This is a genomic window from Pseudomonas corni, from assembly GCF_057128765.1.
The window spans coordinates 1-18,725 of sequence record NZ_JBSKHW010000025.1 but is presented as its reverse complement, the minus strand read 5'-3'; the positions used below and the strand labels follow the sequence as shown (position 1 = coordinate 18,725).

Here is an 18,725-nt window from a genome sequence, read left to right as displayed (position 1 = left end):
ACCAAACCAATACTGCTGCGACAAGTTTGGTGCAAAGCACTGTAGCGCTTTAAACAACCGGCAATTGCGAAGTTCGCAAATTTGCCTCACGGGCAAGTGCGCCTCGGGATTTTCGCATTGGTTCCAATGGTTCATGTATGTACGAAGCCGGTTTTAGGCCCGATTCGTAAAAAAAATACAGGAATGCGACATATGCTGATCGCAGTCACGATAAAGGCTCTAGCACAGGGGTTACTGGCACACCGGTTGCTATGTACCCAGACAGGAACAAAGCTGTACATCAATGTACATAACAAGAATCAGGGAATAGTGATGTCGTCTCCATAGCCATAACGGTGACTTAACTTCCGATAAAGAGCTGACACTCCATTGTCCGCTCACGGGTGTTTTGCGCCTCATGAAAGTGCGAACCCTACGCAGTCGAACATTCACGAAATGTTTGAACGGAACCTTATTGCCCTTCAACTACCCGAGGGAGCTTTAATGAATGATGCGGTAAAGATGAAAGCAATGCCTGACCCATCGCCCGAAGAACTTTCCAAGGCGTGGCAGGGTATTCCTTTCAAGGAAAACACCTCTCGACCCGGCGGACTGAATAAACCGCAGGTGTTGATATTGATTGCCGCCTCCGTACTTATTCACGGCGCGATCTGGTGGTACATGCAAACTGCAAAAGCCGAAGTACCGGAAGTTGCCCCGCAAGTACCGGAGATGACAGTCGAGCTGACCAGCCCGACGCCGCCAGCCCCGGAACCACCGCCACCCCCTCCGCCGCCACCGCCTCCTCCACCGCCTCCACCGCCAGAGCCGGAAACGCCCGTGGAAGACCCGGACGCGATCAAGCCACCGGACAAGCCGATCGAAAAGCCCAAGGTTGAGAAACCCAAGCCTGTCGAGAAGCCAAAACCGGTGAAAAAACCGACGCCACCCGCGCCGCCAACTCCACCGGCACCGCCTAACCCTGCGCCGCCTGCACCGACGCCGACACCGACGCCTGCCCCTGCGGCACCGGCAGCACCTGCTGCGCCGGTCAAGGAATCAGCGGCGATCTCGGGACTGGCTAGCCTTGGCAACCCGCCACCGGAATACCCCGGCGCCGCGTTGCGCAAAGGCCTGGAAGGCCGCGTGATCCTGCGCATCAAGGTGCTGCCCAACGGCCGCGCCGGGACGGTGGAGGTGACCAAATCCAGCGGCAAGCAAGTGCTGGACGATGCCGCCGTGGAAACAGTGCGTGCCTGGAAGTTCATTCCGGCCAAGCGCGGTGATACCCCGATTGAAGGCTTCGCGACACAAACCATTGATTTCAAGTTGCCGGAATAACGGCAGCAAGCAAACGACAACTCTTTATATAGCTGGTGAGGTGTAAACCATGAACGAATCTCTCTCTTCCATGATTGTCCCTGGCGTGCTCTGGGCACTTGTGTTGTTCTCGGTGCTGAGCTGGGGCCTGCTGCTGATCAAGTCCGCGCAGTACCTGAAACTCAAAACCCAGAACCGACAGTTCACCAAGGCCTTCTGGGCCGCGCCGGATTTGCTCACTGCTGCCGAACACTCCACGCAATATCCTGGTTCCCTGGCACGCATCGCCAACAGCGGCTTCGAAGCCATGACCGTGGATGACAGCCCGCGCACCACACAGCAACTGGCCCACACCATCAACCGCTCCGACCGACTTGAGCGCAACCTGCGCCAGCAGATCCAGAAAGAGCGCCGCTCGCTGGAGGCCGGTCAAGCCATCCTCGCCAGTATCGGCAGCACCGCGCCGTTCATTGGTCTGTTCGGTACGGTTTGGGGAATCATGGAAGCGCTGCGCAGCATCGGTGAAAGCGGTTCGGCCAGTCTTGAAACGGTCGCCGGGCCCATCGGTCACGCGCTGATCGCCACAGGTGTCGGCATCGCGGTCGCGGTGCCTGCGGTACTGATTTACAACTTCTTCCTGCGCCGTCTGAAACTGGCTGTGGCCGACATGGACGATTTCGCCCATGACTTCGACGCCCTCGCCCAACGCAGCGCCTTCTCCGTCAATCGCCAGCCAATCGCCAGCAAGCACGCCCAGGCCGTGCGGGAGGCCAGCTAAATGTCCTTCTCGACACAAGACAGCGATGAAGTGATGAGCGAAATGAACGTCACGCCGCTGGTGGACGTGATGCTCGTGCTGCTGGTGGTGTTCATCGTCACCGCGCCACTGATGACCAACGCAATCAAGGTCAACCTGCCCAAGACTGACGCCGTCGCAGCCGCCGACAAGAAAGACCCGGTGGTGGTCAGCGTCGATCAGGACGGCAAGTTCTATCTGGCCAAAAGCGAAGTTGCACCTGAGTCGCTGGAGATCAGCCTCAAGGACGTCAAGGCCAAGGACCCGGAGGTGCGCGTGCAATTGCAGGCCGACACCAACGTGAACTACGGCCAGGTGGCCAAAGCCATGGCGTCCATCGAGCGCTCGGGCATTACCAAGATTTCAGTGATGACCTCCAAGTGATGTCGTCGCCTTGAAATAAGGGCCGCACTTTCTTCGGCCCTGACACGCAACTCCTGATGTACCAGCCGACCGTGGTTTTTGCCTCGGAGGGGAGCGGCTTGCTTGAAAAATGTGGATTTCCCGACCGCCACACCCGCGTCGGAGCAACGACGGCTCACAAGGCCATTTCAATAACATCTGGAATAAGTCGGAAATTACCATGCTGATGAGTTTTCCTGGATCTACCCTCAAGCCACTTGTCCTGGCCGTAGCCCGTCATCCACGTGCATTGATCTGTGCGCTGGCTGTCGGCATGACCTCCGCCCACGCCGCCGAAAGCACTGATAGCTCGGGCAGCGATGTGGCACCCGCCAATGAAGTCGCTGCGCCTGCTGCCGCTGCGGCACCGGCCACCACTCAGCTCAAACGGGTGGAAGTGACCGGTTCGGCGATTCGCCGGGTCGATGCGGAAACAGCGGTGCCCATCACCGTGCTGCGTGCCGATGACCTGCGCAAACAGGGCGTGAGCACCACTGCCGAAATCATCTCGCGGATCACCGCCAGCAACTCGCTGGACAACGCGTCGGGCTCGGTCGGCAGCGCCACCGGTGGCGCTTCGTTCGCTGACTTGCGCGGCATCGGCGCCAACAAGACGCTGGTCCTGCTCAACGGCCGTCGCCTGGCCAACAACTCGATGTCGGGCACCCACTCACAGGGTGGCGCGGTCGATCTGAACACCATCCCGTTCGCGGCCATTGACCGCGTGGAAATCCTGCGGGACGGCGCCTCTGCCCTGTACGGCACTGACGCCATCGGCGGCGTGATCAACTTCATCACCAAAAAATCCCTGACCGACGGCACGTTGTCCTTGGGCGGCGAAATGCCCGACGCCAGCGGCGGTGGCGGCAGCAAGGACATGAGCGGCAGCTGGGGCTTCGGCGATCTGGAAGAAGACCGCTTCAACGTCATGGGCGTGTTCAACTACGCCAAACAACAAAACCTGGATGCCAACGACCGGACCTTCGCCAAGAGCTACCAACCCAATCGCGGGCTGGATGCCACTTCGGGTACCGCTTTCCCATCCAACTACACCCAGGGCGACAGCCCGAGCACCAACCCGCTGGGCGCTGCCTGCGCCGGCGCCAACCTGCACCCCAACTCCGCTGGACAGGCCAACTGCCGGTACGATACTCGCAACTCTATCGACCTGATCCCGCAGACCGAAAAGACCTCCTTCTTCGGCAAGGCCACCGGCAAGATCGCCGAAGACCATAACGTCAGCCTCGAATACTTCTGGGCCCGCAACAACAACGCCACTACCGTGGCACCGGCGCCTTACACCGGTATACAAGTCAATCCCGATTCACCTTACTTCCCGGGCAACGGCATCACCCCGCTGCCGGAAAACTTCACCCTGGACCCGAACCAACCGGTGGACACCAGTTGGCGTGAAACCGCCGCAGGCGACCGTTCCTCCAAGGACGCCAACACCGCCCAGCGCCTGTTGCTGAACTTCACCGGCACCGCCGTGGGCTGGGATTACGACGTCGGCGCATCCTACAACCAGAGCAAAGTCACCAACGCCGCCACCGGCGGTTATGCCAGTGACCGTGCATTGGGCGCCGGCATTGCCAGCGGCCTGCTCAACCCGTTCGGCCCGCAAAGCGCGGCCGGCCAGCAGTACATCAACGACAACCTCTACCACGGCATCTACTCCACCGCTGTGGGCCGCGTTACTGCCCTGGACGGTCGCATTAGCCGGGAAATCGGTGACTGGTTCGGCGGCGGTCAATCGGGCCTGGCCATCGGTGGCGAGTATCGCAAAGAGAAATTCCACCAGACCATCGAAGACTTCGCCGGCGACCTGCAAAGCCTGGGCGTCGACCCGAGCGCAACCGTGGCCGGTGATCGCAGCATCCGCGCCGAATACGCCGAATTGACCGTGCCGGTGCTGGACAACCTGGAACTGTCGGCCGCTGTGCGTCACGACAAATTCAGCGATTTTGGCAGCACCACCAACCCGAAATACTCGTTCCGCTATCAGCCAATCAAAGAGTTGGTGGTGCGGGGTTCCTACAGTGAAGGGTTCCGGGCACCGTCCTTGTATGAGCTGAACAACCCCAACTACACCACCTTCACCACCGGCAGCTACAACGACCCACGCCTGTGTACCGGCGGTACTGCTCAACCGGGCGGCAACGCTGCGCGCGACTGCGGTCTGCAGTTCAACAACCGCACCGGCGGCAACCATGACCTTTCCCCGGAGCAGGCACGCAACAAGACCATTGGCTTCGTGTTCCAGCCCATCCGCGATTTGTCGGTAGGCCTGGATTTCTGGTGGATCAAGATCTCCGATCAGATCGCCGAATTCCCGGAAGCCTCGATCTTCGCTAACCCGGATCTGTACGCCGACCGCATCGTGCGTGGCGCCGATGGCTCCATCGACCACATCAACACCGGCCTTGCCAACCTGGGCAAAGTCAAAACCAACGGTGTCGACGTCACGCTGGACTACCGCTTCCCGAACACCCCGATCGGCCAGTTCGGTCTGAACCTGCAAGGCACTTACACCGATCGTTATGACTATCAGGAGGCCATCGATGGCGTTTACATCGACAAGGTCGGCGATCTGCAAAGCAGCCTTGGCGTTGCCGCGCGCTGGAAGCACAACCTGGTCGGCACCTGGAACCTGGGCGCTTATCGTGCGTCGCTGACCAACCGGTTCACCACCGGTTACAACGACACCTCCTATGAAGACGGCAGCACTCGTCGCGTTGCGTCCTATGCCTTGTGGGACATGTCGGCGGGCTACACCTTCGACAAGTCCCTGGACCTGGATGCGGGCGTGAAAAACATGTTCGACCGCAACCCGCCGTTCAGCATCCAGACCGACAACTTCCAGACCGGTTATGACCCGCGTTACGCCGAAGCCATGGGTCGCACGTTGTTCGCACGCGCCACTTACCACTTCTAAGCCGTACCCGAGGCGCGCACCACTCCGGCGCGCCTCGGTCTTTCTGCGAATTCGCGCCCCCGGCATCAAGGTCTCGTCCACCTTTCCCCGGCCGGGGGGCTTTTTTCATCGCAGGGTTTTGAAGGCTTCAAGTGTGCCGAACTGCAAACCGAGGATGGTCCGATCATGTGTTGTTTTTCCCTATCACTGCGGCGCCTGTTGCTGGGCACTGTCGTGGCCTGTATCTCCCAGTTTTGTCTTGCGGCGCCCGGTCATGCGTTGACCGTTTATGGCGAAGCACCGAAGTATCCTGATGGCTTCAAGCATTTTGACTACGTCAATCCCGATGCGCCCAAGGGTGGGTCGCTGAGCCGTTCCTCCGAGGAAATCGGCCAATACAACTACCTGATGCCCTACGCGGATCAGGGCATCAATGTTTCCCAGATCGACACCTGGGTTTACTCGCCGCTGGCCTACCGCTCGCTGGACGAGCCGTACACGGTCTACGGACTGGTGGCGGAAAAGATCGAGCGCGACCCCGACAATCTGTGGGTGCGTTTTTATCTGAACCCCAAGGCCCGCTTCGATGACGGCAGCCCGATCACCGCCGAAGACGTGCGTTACACCTTCGAACTGATGACCACCAAGGCCAGCTTCAGCTACCGACCGCTGTACGCCGACGTGCAGGACGTCGTGGTCGAGGGGCCGGGCCAGATTCGCTTCAACTTCAAGAACAACCTCAACCGCACCCTGGCACTGGACATCGCCAGCATGCGCATCTTGCCCGAGCACTGGTGGAAGACTCGCGATCTGTCCAACGGCGGCGGCTTCGAGCCACCCCTGGGCAGCGGGCCTTATCGGGTGTCGAAGGTCGATGCCGGGCGCAGCGTGTCTTTCGAGCGGGTCAAGGACTGGTGGGCCAAGGATCTGCCGGTCAGTCGCGGGCTTTATAACTTCGACACACTGACGGTGAATTTCTATGGCGACGTTGAAGTGGCACGGCAGCTGATCCAGTCCGGCTCATTCGATTACAACCGCGAGTTCTCGTCGTCCGGTTATGTGGTGGGCTATTCGGGCCCGGCCATCGACGACGGGCGTTTGCAAAAACACATCGTGGCGAAGAACCGTCCGGTCGCCGCGCAGGGTTTTGGCTTCAATCTCGACAAACCGGTGTTCAAGGACCGCAAGGTGCGCGAGGCGCTGGCGATGCTCTGGGATTTCGAATGGATCAACAATCAGATCATGCGCAACTTTTACGTGCGCGAGCAGAGCTACTGGCCAAAAAGCGACATGGCGGCCACTGAACTGCCTGACGCCGAAGAACTGAAAATCCTCGAACCCCTGCGCGGTCAGGTGCCGGACGAGGTCTTCACTCAGGTATGGAAAGCACCGAAAACCGACGGCAGCGGCTACATCCGTGACAAGCAGAAGCAGGCGCTGAAGCTGTTCGCCGAAGCCGGCTGGCTGCCGAAAAACAACCGGTTGGTCAACGCTGCCGGTGAGCCCATGGAGTTCTCGTTTCTCGACGGTCAGGGCGGCTTCGACCGACTGGTCTTGCCTTACAAACGCGTGCTGGCGCAGATCGGCATCACCCTGGACTACCGACGCGTGGACTCGGCGCAGTACCAGAACCGGCTCAATGCCCGGGACTACGACATGATCGTCACCCAGTTCCCCAACAACGGTAATCCGATCATTTCTCCGGGCCGCGAACTCTACAATTTGTACGGCTCGCAAAGCGCCACCCAGGTCGGCAGTTCCAACACCCTGGTGCTGCGCGATCCGGTGGTGGATCGGTTGATCGACGGCTTGGTCGCCACCAACAGCCGCGATGAAATGGTCCGCTATGCCCGCGCGCTGGACCGGGTGCTGCTGTGGAATTTCTACATGATTCCGCACTACTTCTCTCAGGGCACGCCGCTGGTGTACGCCAACCGCTTCGGCATGCCGAAAGTCGGCCCCACCTACGACGTGGGGCTGGAAAGCTGGTGGGAGGTCAGCCCTACAGCACTGACCAACGAACAAATGGCTGCGCTGCTGGCCGCGCAACAGAAAAACCCCAAACCCGCGTCGGAGGCTCACTGAATGCTGGCCTATCTGATCCGTCGTTTGTTGCTGATCATCCCGACGCTGCTGTGCATTCTGGTGGTCAACTTCCTCATCGTGCAGGCCGCGCCCGGCGGTCCGGTGGAACAGGCCATCGCCCGTATTCAGGGCTTCAGCCCCACCGGCGTGGGCGGTGGCGGCGGAGAAGTTGCGTCCACCGGAACCGGCAGCCGCAGCAGTCGCGGCCTGGACCCGGCGCTGGTGGAAGAAATCAAAAAGCACTATGGCTTCGACAAACCGCTGCATGAACGCCTGTGGCTGATGCTGAAAAACTACGCACAGCTGGACTTCGGCAACAGCTTTTTTCGCGGCGCCTCAGTCACGGATTTGATCCTGCAAAAACTGCCAACCTCGTTGTCGCTGGGCCTTTGGGCCACGCTGATCACTTACCTGATCTCAATCCCGCTGGGCATTCGCAAAGCCATTCACCATGGCAGCGCATTCGATGTCTGGACCAGCACGCTGGTGATCATTGGCTATGCCACGCCTGCGTTTCTGTTCGCGATTTTGCTGATCGTGGTGTTCTCCGGCGGCAGTTATCTCAGCTGGTTCCCCGCCCAGGGTCTGGTCTCGGATAACTACGAAACCCTCTCGACCTTCGGCAAGGTTCGCGACTATCTGTGGCATCTGGTGCTGCCGGTCAGCGCACTGGTAATCGGGGGTTTTGCCACCCTGACCATTCTCACCAAAAACAGCTTTCTCAACGAGATCAGCCGTCAGTACGTGGTCACCGCTCGGGCCAAGGGCTTGAGCGAAACCCGCGTGTTGTACGGCCACGTGTTTCGCAACGCCATGCTGCTGGTGGTGGCGGGCATCCCCCAGGCGCTGATCGATGTGTTCTTCGCAGGCTCATTGTTGATCGAAACCATCTTCGGCCTCGATGGCCTCGGGCGCATGAGCTACGAAGCCGCTGTATCTCGGGATTACCCGGTGGTGTTCGGCGCTCTATTCCTCTTCACCCTGTTTGGCTTGCTGATCAAGCTGGTGGGCGATCTGACTTACACGATGATCGATCCGCGCATCGACTTTTCGGCGAGGAGCGCCTGATGTTCGAGTTCTCTCCCCAAAGCAGACAGCGTCTGGCCCGCTTCAAGGCCAATCGGCGTGGCTGGTGGTCGTTGTGGCTGTTCATCGCCCTGCTTGCGGTGTGCCTGTGCGGCGAGCTGGTGGCTAACGACAAACCGCTGCTCATTCGTCTGGACGGCAAGCTGTATTACCCGACGCTGCACCAATACCTGGAGACCGATTTCGGCGGCGAACTGCCGTTCGAGCCGGACTATTCCAGTGATTACGTGCGCAAGCTGATCGCTGACAACGGGGGCTGGATGCTGTTCCCGCCGATCCCTTTTTCAGCAGAGACCATCAACTACGAACTCAAGCAGCCCTCCCCAAGTCCGCCCAGCGCGCAGAACTGGCTTGGTACCGACGATCAGGCGCGGGATGTGACGGCGCGGGTGTTGTTCGGTGCGCGGATATCGATTCTGTTTGCGCTGTTGCTGACGGTGATCAGCACGGTGATCGGCGTGTTCGCCGGAGCGATTCAGGGCTTTTATGGCGGCATGGCGGACTTGATCGGCCAGCGCGTGCTGGAGATCTGGTCCGGGCTGCCGGTGCTGTATCTGCTGATCATTCTGTCGGGGTTTGTCGCACCAAGTTTCTGGTGGTTGCTGGGGATCATGGCGCTGTTCTCGTGGCTGGCCCTGGTGGACGTGGTGCGCGCGGAATTTCTGCGCGGGCGCAATCTGGAATACGTCAAAGCCGCCCGTGCCTTGGGCCTGACCGATGGCGCGCTGATGATCCGGCACATCCTGCCCAATGCGATGACCAGCACCCTCACCTACCTGCCGTTCATTGTTACCGGCGCGATTTCGACCCTGACCGCGCTGGATTTTCTTGGCTTCGGCATGCCGGCGGGCAGTGCGTCCCTCGGCGAATTGATCGGTCAGGCCAAGCGCAATCTGCAGGCGCCGTGGCTAGGGCTGACGGCGTTTTTTGCGCTGGCGTTGATTCTCTCGCTGCTGGTGTTCATCGGCGAAGCCTGCCGCGACGCATTCGATCCAAGGAGCTGACATGCAACACGCAGACAACACCGACACCCTCATCGAAATTCGCGACTTGCGCGTCGCGTTCAACGGCGCGGAAGTGGTGCACGGGATCAATTTGAACATCCGACGCGGCGAATGCCTGGCACTGGTGGGCGAATCCGGTTCGGGCAAATCGGTGACCGCCCACTCAATCCTGCGCCTGCTGCCCGGAAAATCGGTGAGCACCACCGGCAGCATCAGCTACAACGGCCTGGACCTGGTGCATGCCAGCGACAAGCAATTACGCAGCCTGCGTGGCAACCGCATTGCGATGATCTTTCAGGAGCCGATGACCTCCCTCAATCCGCTGCACACCGTGGAAAAGCAGATCAGCGAAATCCTCGCCATGCACAAGGGTATCAAGGGCCGCGCCGCGCGGGCCCGGACTCTGGAGCTGCTGGAACTGGTGGGGATTCACAACCCGCTGCTGCGTCTGAAGGCCTATCCCCATCAGCTATCAGGCGGGCAACGGCAACGGGTGATGATCGCCATGGCACTGGCCAACGAGCCGGATTTGCTGATCGCCGACGAGCCGACCACGGCGCTGGACGTGACCGTGCAGGTGAAGATTCTGGAGCTGCTGAAATCGTTGCAGGCGCGGCTGGGCATGTCCTTGTTGCTGATCAGCCACGATTTGAATCTGGTGCGGCGCATTGCCCAGCAGGTGTGCGTGATGCGCGCCGGGCAAATCGTCGAACAAGCGGAATGTCAGGCGCTGTTCGCCAACCCTCAGCATGAGTACAGCCGACTGCTGATCAACGCAGAACCCGATGGCGAACCGGTGCCGAGTCTGCACCCGCAAACGTTGCTGTCGGTGGATGAACTGAAGGTCTGGTTTCCTCTGCCCAAGCCGCTGTTCAGCCGCGAGAAGCGCTACGTGAAAGCGGTGGATGGCGTCAGTTTTGAACTGCTCAAGGGCAAGACGCTGGGGATTGTCGGAGAGTCGGGGTCGGGAAAATCCACATTGGGCCAGGCCATTTTGCGGCTGATCGATTCCGAGGGCAGCATCCGCTTCGGCAACAAAGAGCTGAGCCTGCGCAGCCAGGACTTGATGCGCCCATTGCGCAGGCAGATGCAGATCGTGTTTCAGGACCCGTTCGGCAGTTTGAGCCCGAGGATGACCGTGGAGCAGATCATCGCCGAGGGCTTGCTTACTCACCGGATTGGCACGCCTAAAGAGCGTGAACAGACGGTGATTCGGGTGATGGGGGAAGTCGGGCTCGACCCGGCGTGGCGGCATCGCTATCCCCATGAGTTTTCCGGCGGGCAGCGTCAACGCATCTCCATCGCCCGTGCGTTGGTGCTGGAGCCGGAACTGATCCTGCTCGACGAACCGACCTCGGCCCTGGACCGCACGGTGCAGAAACAGATCGTCGCCTTGCTGCGGGACCTGCAGATTCGTCATGGATTGACCTATCTGTTCATCAGCCATGACCTGGCGGTGGTGCATGCCCTCGCCCACGACCTGATCGTGATCAAGGACGGCAAAGTGGTCGAGCAAGGCGCCTCCCGCGACATCTTCGCCAATCCGCAGCAGGCGTATACCCAGGAGCTGTTGAAGTCGTCGGGGTTGGCGTTTCATTGATTGATCATTCCCAGGCGCTGCGTCCTCGAGGAGGCTACCCAATCGAACGCGATAAAACCGTGGGAGCGGACCTGTCCGCGAAGACTGAGCGTCAGTCACCAGAGATGCACTGCCCGCACCGCCCCGTTCGCGGACAGGTCCGCTCCCACGGGTTTTGCGTCTGACCTCACTCGGCGTCATCACCCAGCCATGCTCTGTGGGAGGGACGATCACGCAGTGGATGACGCCCGCTTCTGCCGAAGGCGCAGGAGCCTTGCTTGCAGGCGATGGGTCCGGGGTCGCGTCCGACCGCAGCAGTCCTGAAACCAAACGCCGCCGTCATGCCTGGCTCACCGCGTGCGTAGGATTTACTGCCGGTCCCCGGCAGATCGTCGGCAAGCCAGACTCCTACGGCCTTCGGCCAGAATCAAAGGCGGACCTTCACTGATCGATGGAACGATGACGTCGGTCAGAATCAAGAGCGGCACTGATCGATCAAACCATGACGTGTGAAACCCGTGGGAGCGGACCTGTCCGCGAAGACCAAGCGTCAGTCGCCGGAGATGTATTGCCTGTACAGACCCCTTCGCGGACAGATCCGCTCCCACGGGTTTTGTGTCTGATCTCAGGAGTGTGCTGCGAATGGCGCTCGCTGATTTGTAAGCATCCATGTCCCGTGGCGGCTATCATTGCGCTTTAACGCCTCTTACCCGGAAACGCTCCCATGTCCAGTCTCCCGCTTGCCACGCCGTCCCGTGGCTGGTCGTTCTGGTGGAAACCCGTCGTATTTTTGCTGATCGCCGCCATCGGTCTGTATTACGTCAAATGGTCCCCTTACTACCTCAAGTCCTTCGTCGCCGCCGACACCCACAACATCGGCGCTTCGATCATCAACGACAACCCGGCCAACCCGTGGGCCGCCGCTTTGGCCTACGCGCAGGTGTATTTCCTGGCGATCTGGAAAGCCGCCGTCCTGGCAGTGATCCTCGGCTCCCTGCTCCAGGTCTTGATCCCCCGCGACTGGCTGCTGCGCATGTTCGGCCGCGCAGGCTTGGGTTCAACGGTACGCGGCGGCTTGTTCGCCCTTCCGGGGATGATGTGCAGCTGCTGCGCCGCGCCGGTCGCTGCTGGCCTGCGCAAGCAAAACGTTTCGGTGGGTGCGGCGCTGGCGTTCTGGATCGCTAATCCGGTGCTCAACCCCGCCACCTTGGTGTTCATGGGCTTCGTGCTGGGCTGGGGCTTTACTGCGTTGCGCCTGGTGGCCGGGCTGGTGCTGGTGATTGGCGTGTCGTTGATCGCACAACGCATCTCCAAAGCCGAACCGTTGCCTGAGCAAGCCGTTGACGCAGTGGTCAATGCCGAAACCCCACAACACGGCAATTTGCTCACTCGCTGGGGCAAAACCCTGTGGAGTCTGTTCTGGACCACCATCCCGATCTACATCGTCGCGGTGCTGATCCTCGGCGCAGCCCGGGTCTGGCTGTTCCCCCACGTGGATGGCGCCATGGGCAATAGCCTGTTGTGGCTGATTCCGTTGGCCATCGTCGGCACGCTGTTCGTGATTCCCACTGCTGCGGAAATCCCCATCGTGCAGACGTTGATGGCTCTGGGTCTGGGCACCGCGCCCGCCGTGGCGCTGTTGATGACCCTGCCGAGCGTGAGCCTGCCATCGCTGCTGATGCTGCGTAAATCATTCGACGCCAAAGTGCTGGTGACCGTCGGCGTGCTGACCATGCTGATCGGCATCGTCAGCGGACTGGTGGGTGCTGCTTTGCTCTAAACGCTGCACGCAACACGCAACACAACGAAGCCGCCGTGGACTAAACCTCCCGGCGGCTTCGCTGTTTCAGGTACTCCACCACTTCAGCCTGATCGCCGGAGAACTCGATACGCGGGTCTTTGCTGTCTCGCTGATAGACGTACATCGGGTCGTAATATTCGCTGAGCATGCCGCTGATCCAACCGCGATGCAGATCGACATTGCCACTGCGTTCCTGCTCTTGCAGCGCAGCCTCCATGATCGCCGACAGCCGTTGATAGCGCTCGCCACCCAGGCGCCGGACGATGCTCGACAGACTCTGCCGCAAGCGCTCGGCAAAACCGCTGAAGCCGGTTGCCAACCCCTGAACGGCGATGAATTCCGCGCACAGGTCAATCACGTAATCCTTGAGAATCCGCTCCACGCGACTGTCGAAACTGTCCTCCAGCCACACCAGCGGCGCTTCCTGCATCGCCCGGTAGAAGTCGACGGGCACGGCACGACTGCCGACGATGCGTCCTTCGTCCTCGATCACGAACTGCTGCACATGACCGGCGCGCTTCTTGAGAATGTCGACGGCCAGACGGTTTTCGAAATCGATCTGGCTGGGCTGCGGCGTCGCGTGTTTGCCGAAACTCGAACCGCGATGATTGGCGTGGCCTTCCAGGTCCAGCGCGTTGTTCAGCTGCGCCAGCACCTCGGTCTTGCCGGTGCCGGTCATGCCGCCCACCAGCACCAGATCGCACTCGGCGACCGCTTGTTCGAGGGTGCCAAGCAGGAACGTGCGCAGCGCCTTGTACCCACCGATCACCCGGGGGTATTGAATGCCCGCCTCGCTTTGCAGCCATTGCTGGGTGATCTGCGAGCGCAGCCCGCCCCGGAAGCAATACAAAAATCCCTCAGGGTGCTGGCGTGCAAAATCCGCCCAAGCTTCGATGCGCGCCTGCTTGACCTCGCCCGACACCAGGCGATGACCCAGCTCAATGGCCGCTTGCTGGCCTTCCTGCTTGTAACTGGTGCCGACCTTCTGCCGCTCGCTGTCGTTCATCAGCGGCAGATTGATCACGCCGGGAAAGGCGCCCTTGTCGAATTCAACCGGGGCGCGCACATCCATCATTGGCACGTCGTGAAGGAACATCTCGCGAAAGTGAGCGCTGTTATCGCGCATCAGAACACCTCGACCGCGTGCCGCTGTCGCTCGATCAGTTCGCCGATCGGTGCCAGGTTCAGGCCCAGCTCGGTGGCCATGGCCACGAATGCGGCCTCTTCGGCAGGCTCGACGGCGATCAGCAAACCGCCGCTGGTTTGTGGGTCGCACAGCAGCAGTTTCTGCGTTTCGGTCAGGGCGCCGATACGATCGCCGTAGCTGTCGTAGTTGCGATGAGTGCCGCCGGGGATGCAATCCTGTTCGATGTAGAAATCAACGCTGCCCAGACGTGGAACCGCTGCTGCATTCAGGCGCGCGCTGAGGCCACTGCCGTCGGCCATTTCCACTAAGTGCCCCAACAGGCCGAAACCGGTGACGTCAGTCATCGCGGTGACGCCGGCGAGTCTGGAAAACTTGCTGCCCGGCTTGTTCAGCAGGCACATCACGTCCCGGGCCAGGCCGACGTCTTCGTCGCGCAGCAGGCCCTTTTTCTCGGCGGTAGTGAGAATGCCGATGCCCAGCGGTTTGGTCAGGTACAGCCTGCAGCCCACGGTCGCGGTGTCGTTACGCTTCATGAAGCGCTTTTCCACAAGTCCCGTGACCGCGAGGCCGAAGATCGGCTCCGGGGCATCAATGGAGTGGCCGCCAGCCAAGGGAATGCCTGCCTCGTCGCACACCGAACGCCCGCCGCGAATCACTTCACGGGCGATTTCCGGGGCCAGCACGTTGACCGGCCAGCCAAGAATGGCAATGGCCATGAGCGGGTCGCCGCCCATGGCGTAGATGTCGCTGATGGCGTTGGTGGCGGCGATGCGGCCGAAGTCGAACGGGTCATCAACGATGGGCATGAAGAAATCGGTGGTGGAGACCACGCCGCGTTCTTCGTCGATGGCATAGACCGCCGCGTCATCGCGGGAGGCATTGCCGACCCACAGACGCGGATCAAGGTTCTGCGCGCCGCTGCCGGCGAGGATGGTTTCGAGGGTTTTTGGAGAGATCTTGCAGCCACAGCCGGCGCCGTGACTGTACTGGGTGAGACGAACCGGATCGTTCATGGGGAGCCCCTGAGTATCAAGGCGCCGAAGTCTAACAGAGCCGGGGGGTATGCGAATTGAGTGGCGGATGGTTGGGGCCTGGAAATGCAAATCCCTGTAGGAGCCAACTTGTTGGCGAGACGGGCAATGCGGTGTGTCAGGCAAACCTTCTCGCGAACAAGTTCGCTCCTACAGGGTTTGTGTTCGGCTCAGATTGCTGGACCGAGCTGATCCGCTCCCACGGGGTTTGTGTAGGGCGAACCATCGAGACATCTGGTGAATCACGACTGCGACTTGATCAACGACTCCAGCGACGCATCGAACTGCTGCAGCGCGTTGATCTGCACGGCGCGTTGCTGGTCGATGTCGGCAGCGATTTCCGGGGCGCGTTTGGTGTGGGCCCAGATCGGCGACAGGGACTTGGCATCGCTGCCCTGAGCCTTGCCTATGTAGTTGAAATCGCCGTCGAAGAACTCAGCGGTGATGCTCGCCTGCATGTCCGAACTGCGCTCGGTGATCAGCTTGCTGCGGGTGTCGAGCAGCACGATGACGTCAGGCCGCGCTGCCAGTACCGAATCCAGGTTTTCGTAGAAATTTACCGTGGCGAACTGCTTTTCCAGCGACTCGGCAAACCAGTTGATCGCCAGTTCCGGATCGGAGCTCTTCACGTAGGCTTCGGTGATGCGGCTGTCCGTGAGCTTCGCAGCCAGGCCGGTTTGCGCGCTGGCGTTGTAGCTTTCCATGTACTTGAGGTTGGCGACGGTGTTTTCTGTGAAGATCACACCCACGGTCTGGGTGTGTTTCAGCGCAACACTGGAAGTCACGGCGGATGCGTGGAAGGTTCCCATCTGTGCATCTGAGTAACGCGGAGCGCCAGGCACGGAACAGCCTGCCAATGCAGCGACAAAGGTAATAAGGGCAACGATTCGAAGGTTCATGAGGGGTGCTCCGCAGAGGCTCGGTTGACGTGGCGTCATCCTGAGCCTTTGCGGAGAAAAGCAGAATTTCCGATTATCAATGTTCGGTATCGAGCGCAGCAATAATAGCCCGCGCCCATCGACGCCTTACATCATCGGCGAGACCATGCTCACCACGCGCAACGCCAGGCCTTCGTAAGCATCCAGGGTAATGGTGAACTCGCCCTCTTCGGTCAGGTCGCCCTCCACCCGCTCGTTGATGATATCCACCACCGGGCCCGGCGCGATGCCTGGCAAATGCAGTGTTTCAACGATGGATTCAGCACTGAAGTTCAGCGCTGTGATCTGGATGCCTTTGCCCGCAGGCAGCTCGTGGACCATGATCAGCAGGCCCGGATGTTCGACGTCCGGAATCAGAATCTGGCGGCTGGCGGCGATGTCATAGGCGCGGCGCACCGACAGGATTTTCTTCAGCTGCGAAGCGAAGGAATCCGGGCGCTGCAACTGCTCAGGCAAGCTGCCGTACAACGTTTTCGGTCGCGGCATGCCACCGGCCGAGAACTCTGCCTCGGGGTCGATGCCCACCAGATCGTAGGCGCCGCGATGAATCCAGCGGGTGTCACCGTCTTCCATCAGGTGCGCCACCTGTTCAGCCGGCAGCGGCAAGGCGCCGACGAGATCCCAACCGGACAACGCGAACACCCCCGGCTGCATGGCGTTGAACATCACCAACAGCAAGTGAATGTGCTGAATCTTCAGCACGTCTTCGTCGGTAATGGTATCCAGATCACGAATACCCAAAGCGGCAGTGATGATGCTGGCGGTGGTGCAGGACACGCCGTTGGTCACGAATTTCAGGTTGTACGGCGCGTGTTCACCGGCCAGGTGCTCGTACATCTCTTCACGGATGTGCTCACGCAAGATATTGCCGGGGAAGGTCTGACCCATGTACAGGTATTGGTCGTGGGCGTGCAGCGTCCAGAAATGCACCAGTTCAAGGGTCAGCTCATCATGGTTTTGCAGGGCGTGGATCAACGACGCCGGATCGATACCGAACTCGTGCACCTGACGCAGCATCAAGCGCAGAAACTCGGTGCGCCCGGTCAGCAGCGCATGCTGGTACGCGGGGCGAGTGATGAAGTCGTAAGACAGATCCGCGCCGCCGTGGGACATCGCGGCGATGTCGTCGATGGTCAGGTTCAGCTCCTGAAAGCTGAAACCGCCGGCCTTGCGAATGGCGCCAGCCAGTAACTGGTTGCCGGTGATCGACAGTGGGTGACTCTCGGACCACGCGGTGCCATCAGCCTTGCGCTCGACGCCGAGAAAGCCGTTGGCATCCAGACGCAACACCCGCGCGCCCATGACATCGATTGCATGCAGGGCGTCGCCGATGATCATCTGTTGCGCGGCGAAGCTTGGGTCCAGCCAGTTCAGCGACGGCTGGCCTTCCTTGAAGTAATGCAGATAAACCCAGCGGCGTGGCTTGCCATCGACGCCGACCACCACATCGGTTGCACTCCAGTCGGTTTCCTTGACGCCGGGTTCGAAGAAGATCACCCGTTGCAACTGGCCGACGATGTAGTGCTTGTCCCGCAGAATGTCCACGGTAGCTGGCGGCAGGTTGACCGCATCGCGGCCTTTGGCAACGTCTGGCAGCAGCGACCAGTCTTCTTCGCGGATCTCCACCATGTGGTACAGGCCCGGATATTCCTCGTAAGCCATTTCGGCCAGACGGAAGTCCGCGCCCTTGCCGGTGTGGGACGGAATCACGTCGTCGACGATGATCGCGTTGTGGGCGGCAGCGATGCGGCTCAAGCCCAGAAATTGCGCGTCAGTGCCCAGTTCCGGGTCGACTTCGAAGCTGATGCGGTCGAAGTTGCCGTCGATACTCGGAGTGCGTTGCTTGCCTTTCAGACCGCCGGAGGTTTTCAACGGGCCGTTGTGGATGCCCTGGATGCCGATGTCGGACAAGGCATGCCACAAGGTTTCATCGCCCAGGGCTTCAAGCACCGAGCCGCCTTCGCGAGTGATGATCGATGCCGGATACGCCGTGAACCACACCGATGCGATGGCCGAGGCGTCGCGAGGTCGGGCTTGTGCGTAGGGTCTCTGCCACAAACGGCCCTGGCCGCCATAGAGTTTTGCGCGCTGTTGTGCGGCGTTGAGCATCGATTGCTCAACCAGCCAGTCCACGTATTGCTTGTCCGGGGTCGTCATAAATTTCAGTCGTCCTGTGCGCTCGAATGCTTAAGGGTATGAGCGCGGCGGACCGGAAACGTTGCATGACGAAGTGATTTAGCCCCCCGCACGCAGGTTCTGTAGGAGCCAACTTGTTGGCGAGGTAGACGCTGCGGTGTATCAGGCACATCGTCTCGCGAACAAGTTCGCTCCTACAGGTTTTGAGTTCGGTGCAGATTGCTGGACCGACTCGGCTCCCACGGGGGTTGTGTTGGGCGAACCACCGCAGATACCTGTAGGAGCCAACTTGTTGGCGAGCCAGACGCTGCGGTCTATCAGGCACATCGTCTCGCGAACAAGTTCGCTCCTACAGGTTTTGAGTTCGGCGCAGACTGCTGGACCGACTCGGCTCCCACGGGGATTGTGTTGGGCGAACCACCGCAGATACCTGTAGGAGCCAACTTGTTGGCGAGGTAGACGCTGCGGTGTATCAGGCACATCGTCTCGCGAACAAGTTCGCTCCTA

Annotated in this window: 13 protein-coding genes; 9 read left to right on the top strand and 4 right to left on the bottom strand. The window is 60.4% G+C overall.

Annotated features, from left to right (window positions below):
* Window positions 1–483: 483 nt before the first annotated feature.
* The 9 genes from ACWKV9_RS27100 to ACWKV9_RS27060 all read left to right on the top strand — a co-directional run bounded on the left by ACWKV9_RS27100 (window position 484) and on the right by ACWKV9_RS27060 (window position 12,945).
* On the top strand, window positions 484–1,320 hold the full coding sequence (locus tag ACWKV9_RS27100) for an energy transducer TonB (RefSeq protein ID WP_483839186.1): 837 nt from the start codon (window positions 484–486) through the stop codon (window positions 1,318–1,320).
* 49 nt (window positions 1,321–1,369) lie between these two features.
* Window positions 1,370–2,077: a MotA/TolQ/ExbB proton channel family protein gene (locus tag ACWKV9_RS27095; protein WP_483839185.1), complete on the top strand. Its 708-nt coding sequence runs from the start codon at window positions 1,370–1,372 to the stop codon at window positions 2,075–2,077.
* The gene (locus tag ACWKV9_RS27090) at window positions 2,078–2,479 is read left to right on the top strand and encodes an ExbD/TolR family protein (RefSeq protein ID WP_483839184.1); all 402 of its coding nucleotides are present in this window, start codon (window positions 2,078–2,080) and stop codon (window positions 2,477–2,479) included.
* Between the two features lie 199 nt (window positions 2,480–2,678).
* Window positions 2,679–5,432: a TonB-dependent receptor gene (locus ACWKV9_RS27085; protein ID WP_483839183.1), complete on the top strand. Its 2,754-nt coding sequence runs from the start codon at window positions 2,679–2,681 to the stop codon at window positions 5,430–5,432.
* A 165-nt stretch (window positions 5,433–5,597) separates the two neighbouring features.
* Complete coding sequence (locus ACWKV9_RS27080) at window positions 5,598–7,496, top strand: extracellular solute-binding protein (protein ID WP_483839182.1); 1,899 nt, start codon at window positions 5,598–5,600, stop codon at window positions 7,494–7,496.
* A complete protein-coding gene (locus ACWKV9_RS27075; RefSeq protein WP_483839181.1) occupies window positions 7,497–8,564 on the top strand; it encodes a microcin C ABC transporter permease YejB in 1,068 nt (355 codons plus the stop codon).
* A complete protein-coding gene (locus tag ACWKV9_RS27070; protein WP_483839180.1) occupies window positions 8,564–9,586 on the top strand; it encodes an ABC transporter permease in 1,023 nt (340 codons plus the stop codon). The genes ACWKV9_RS27075 and ACWKV9_RS27070 overlap by 1 nt, the downstream gene beginning before the upstream one ends.
* A gap of 1 nt (window position 9,587) precedes the next feature.
* A complete protein-coding gene (locus ACWKV9_RS27065) occupies window positions 9,588–11,186 on the top strand; it encodes an ABC transporter ATP-binding protein (protein ID WP_483839179.1) in 1,599 nt (532 codons plus the stop codon).
* Window positions 11,187–11,889: 703 nt separating this feature from the next.
* Window positions 11,890–12,945, top strand: a complete 1,056-nt coding sequence (locus ACWKV9_RS27060) for a permease (protein ID WP_483839178.1) — start codon at window positions 11,890–11,892, stop codon at window positions 12,943–12,945.
* Between the two features lie 40 nt (window positions 12,946–12,985).
* Here ACWKV9_RS27060 and mnmH read toward each other — a convergent pair whose 3' ends face one another.
* The 4 genes from mnmH to treS form a co-directional block, all read right to left on the bottom strand.
* On the bottom strand, window positions 12,986–14,092 hold the full coding sequence (mnmH, locus tag ACWKV9_RS27055; RefSeq protein ID WP_483839177.1) for a tRNA 2-selenouridine(34) synthase MnmH: 1,107 nt from the start codon (window positions 14,090–14,092) through the stop codon (window positions 12,986–12,988).
* Window positions 14,092–15,126 (bottom strand): selenide, water dikinase SelD, encoded by a 1,035-nt coding sequence (selD, locus tag ACWKV9_RS27050; RefSeq protein ID WP_483839176.1) that lies wholly within the window; start codon window positions 15,124–15,126, stop codon window positions 14,092–14,094. The genes mnmH and selD overlap by 1 nt, the downstream gene beginning before the upstream one ends.
* Before the next feature lie 260 nt (window positions 15,127–15,386).
* Window positions 15,387–16,043, bottom strand: a complete 657-nt coding sequence (locus ACWKV9_RS27045) for an ATPase (protein ID WP_483839175.1) — start codon at window positions 16,041–16,043, stop codon at window positions 15,387–15,389.
* A gap of 126 nt (window positions 16,044–16,169) precedes the next feature.
* On the bottom strand, window positions 16,170–18,239 hold the full coding sequence (gene treS / locus ACWKV9_RS27040; RefSeq protein ID WP_483839174.1) for a maltose alpha-D-glucosyltransferase: 2,070 nt from the start codon (window positions 18,237–18,239) through the stop codon (window positions 16,170–16,172).
* Window positions 18,240–18,725: the final 486 nt, after the last annotated feature.

What these genes read in the sequence shown, in the direction of transcription:
- selD (WP_483839176.1), bottom strand. Translation starts at nt 15,126, where the DNA reads ATGAACGATCCGGTTCGTCTCACCCAGTACAGTCACGGCGCCGGCTGT.
- ACWKV9_RS27100 (WP_483839186.1), top strand. Translation starts at nt 484, where the DNA reads ATGAATGATGCGGTAAAGATGAAAGCAATGCCTGACCCATCGCCCGAA.
- ACWKV9_RS27090 (WP_483839184.1), top strand. Translation starts at nt 2,078, where the DNA reads ATGTCCTTCTCGACACAAGACAGCGATGAAGTGATGAGCGAAATGAAC.
- ACWKV9_RS27060 (WP_483839178.1), top strand. Translation starts at nt 11,890, where the DNA reads ATGTCCAGTCTCCCGCTTGCCACGCCGTCCCGTGGCTGGTCGTTCTGG.
- ACWKV9_RS27085 (WP_483839183.1), top strand. Translation starts at nt 2,679, where the DNA reads ATGCTGATGAGTTTTCCTGGATCTACCCTCAAGCCACTTGTCCTGGCC.
- ACWKV9_RS27080 (WP_483839182.1), top strand. Translation starts at nt 5,598, where the DNA reads ATGTGTTGTTTTTCCCTATCACTGCGGCGCCTGTTGCTGGGCACTGTC.
- ACWKV9_RS27095 (WP_483839185.1), top strand. Translation starts at nt 1,370, where the DNA reads ATGAACGAATCTCTCTCTTCCATGATTGTCCCTGGCGTGCTCTGGGCA.
- ACWKV9_RS27075 (WP_483839181.1), top strand. Translation starts at nt 7,497, where the DNA reads ATGCTGGCCTATCTGATCCGTCGTTTGTTGCTGATCATCCCGACGCTG.
- mnmH (WP_483839177.1), bottom strand. Translation starts at nt 14,092, where the DNA reads ATGCGCGATAACAGCGCTCACTTTCGCGAGATGTTCCTTCACGACGTG.
- ACWKV9_RS27070 (WP_483839180.1), top strand. Translation starts at nt 8,564, where the DNA reads ATGTTCGAGTTCTCTCCCCAAAGCAGACAGCGTCTGGCCCGCTTCAAG.
- ACWKV9_RS27065 (WP_483839179.1), top strand. Translation starts at nt 9,588, where the DNA reads ATGCAACACGCAGACAACACCGACACCCTCATCGAAATTCGCGACTTG.
- ACWKV9_RS27045 (WP_483839175.1), bottom strand. Translation starts at nt 16,043, where the DNA reads ATGAACCTTCGAATCGTTGCCCTTATTACCTTTGTCGCTGCATTGGCA.
- treS (WP_483839174.1), bottom strand. Translation starts at nt 18,239, where the DNA reads ATGACGACCCCGGACAAGCAATACGTGGACTGGCTGGTTGAGCAATCG.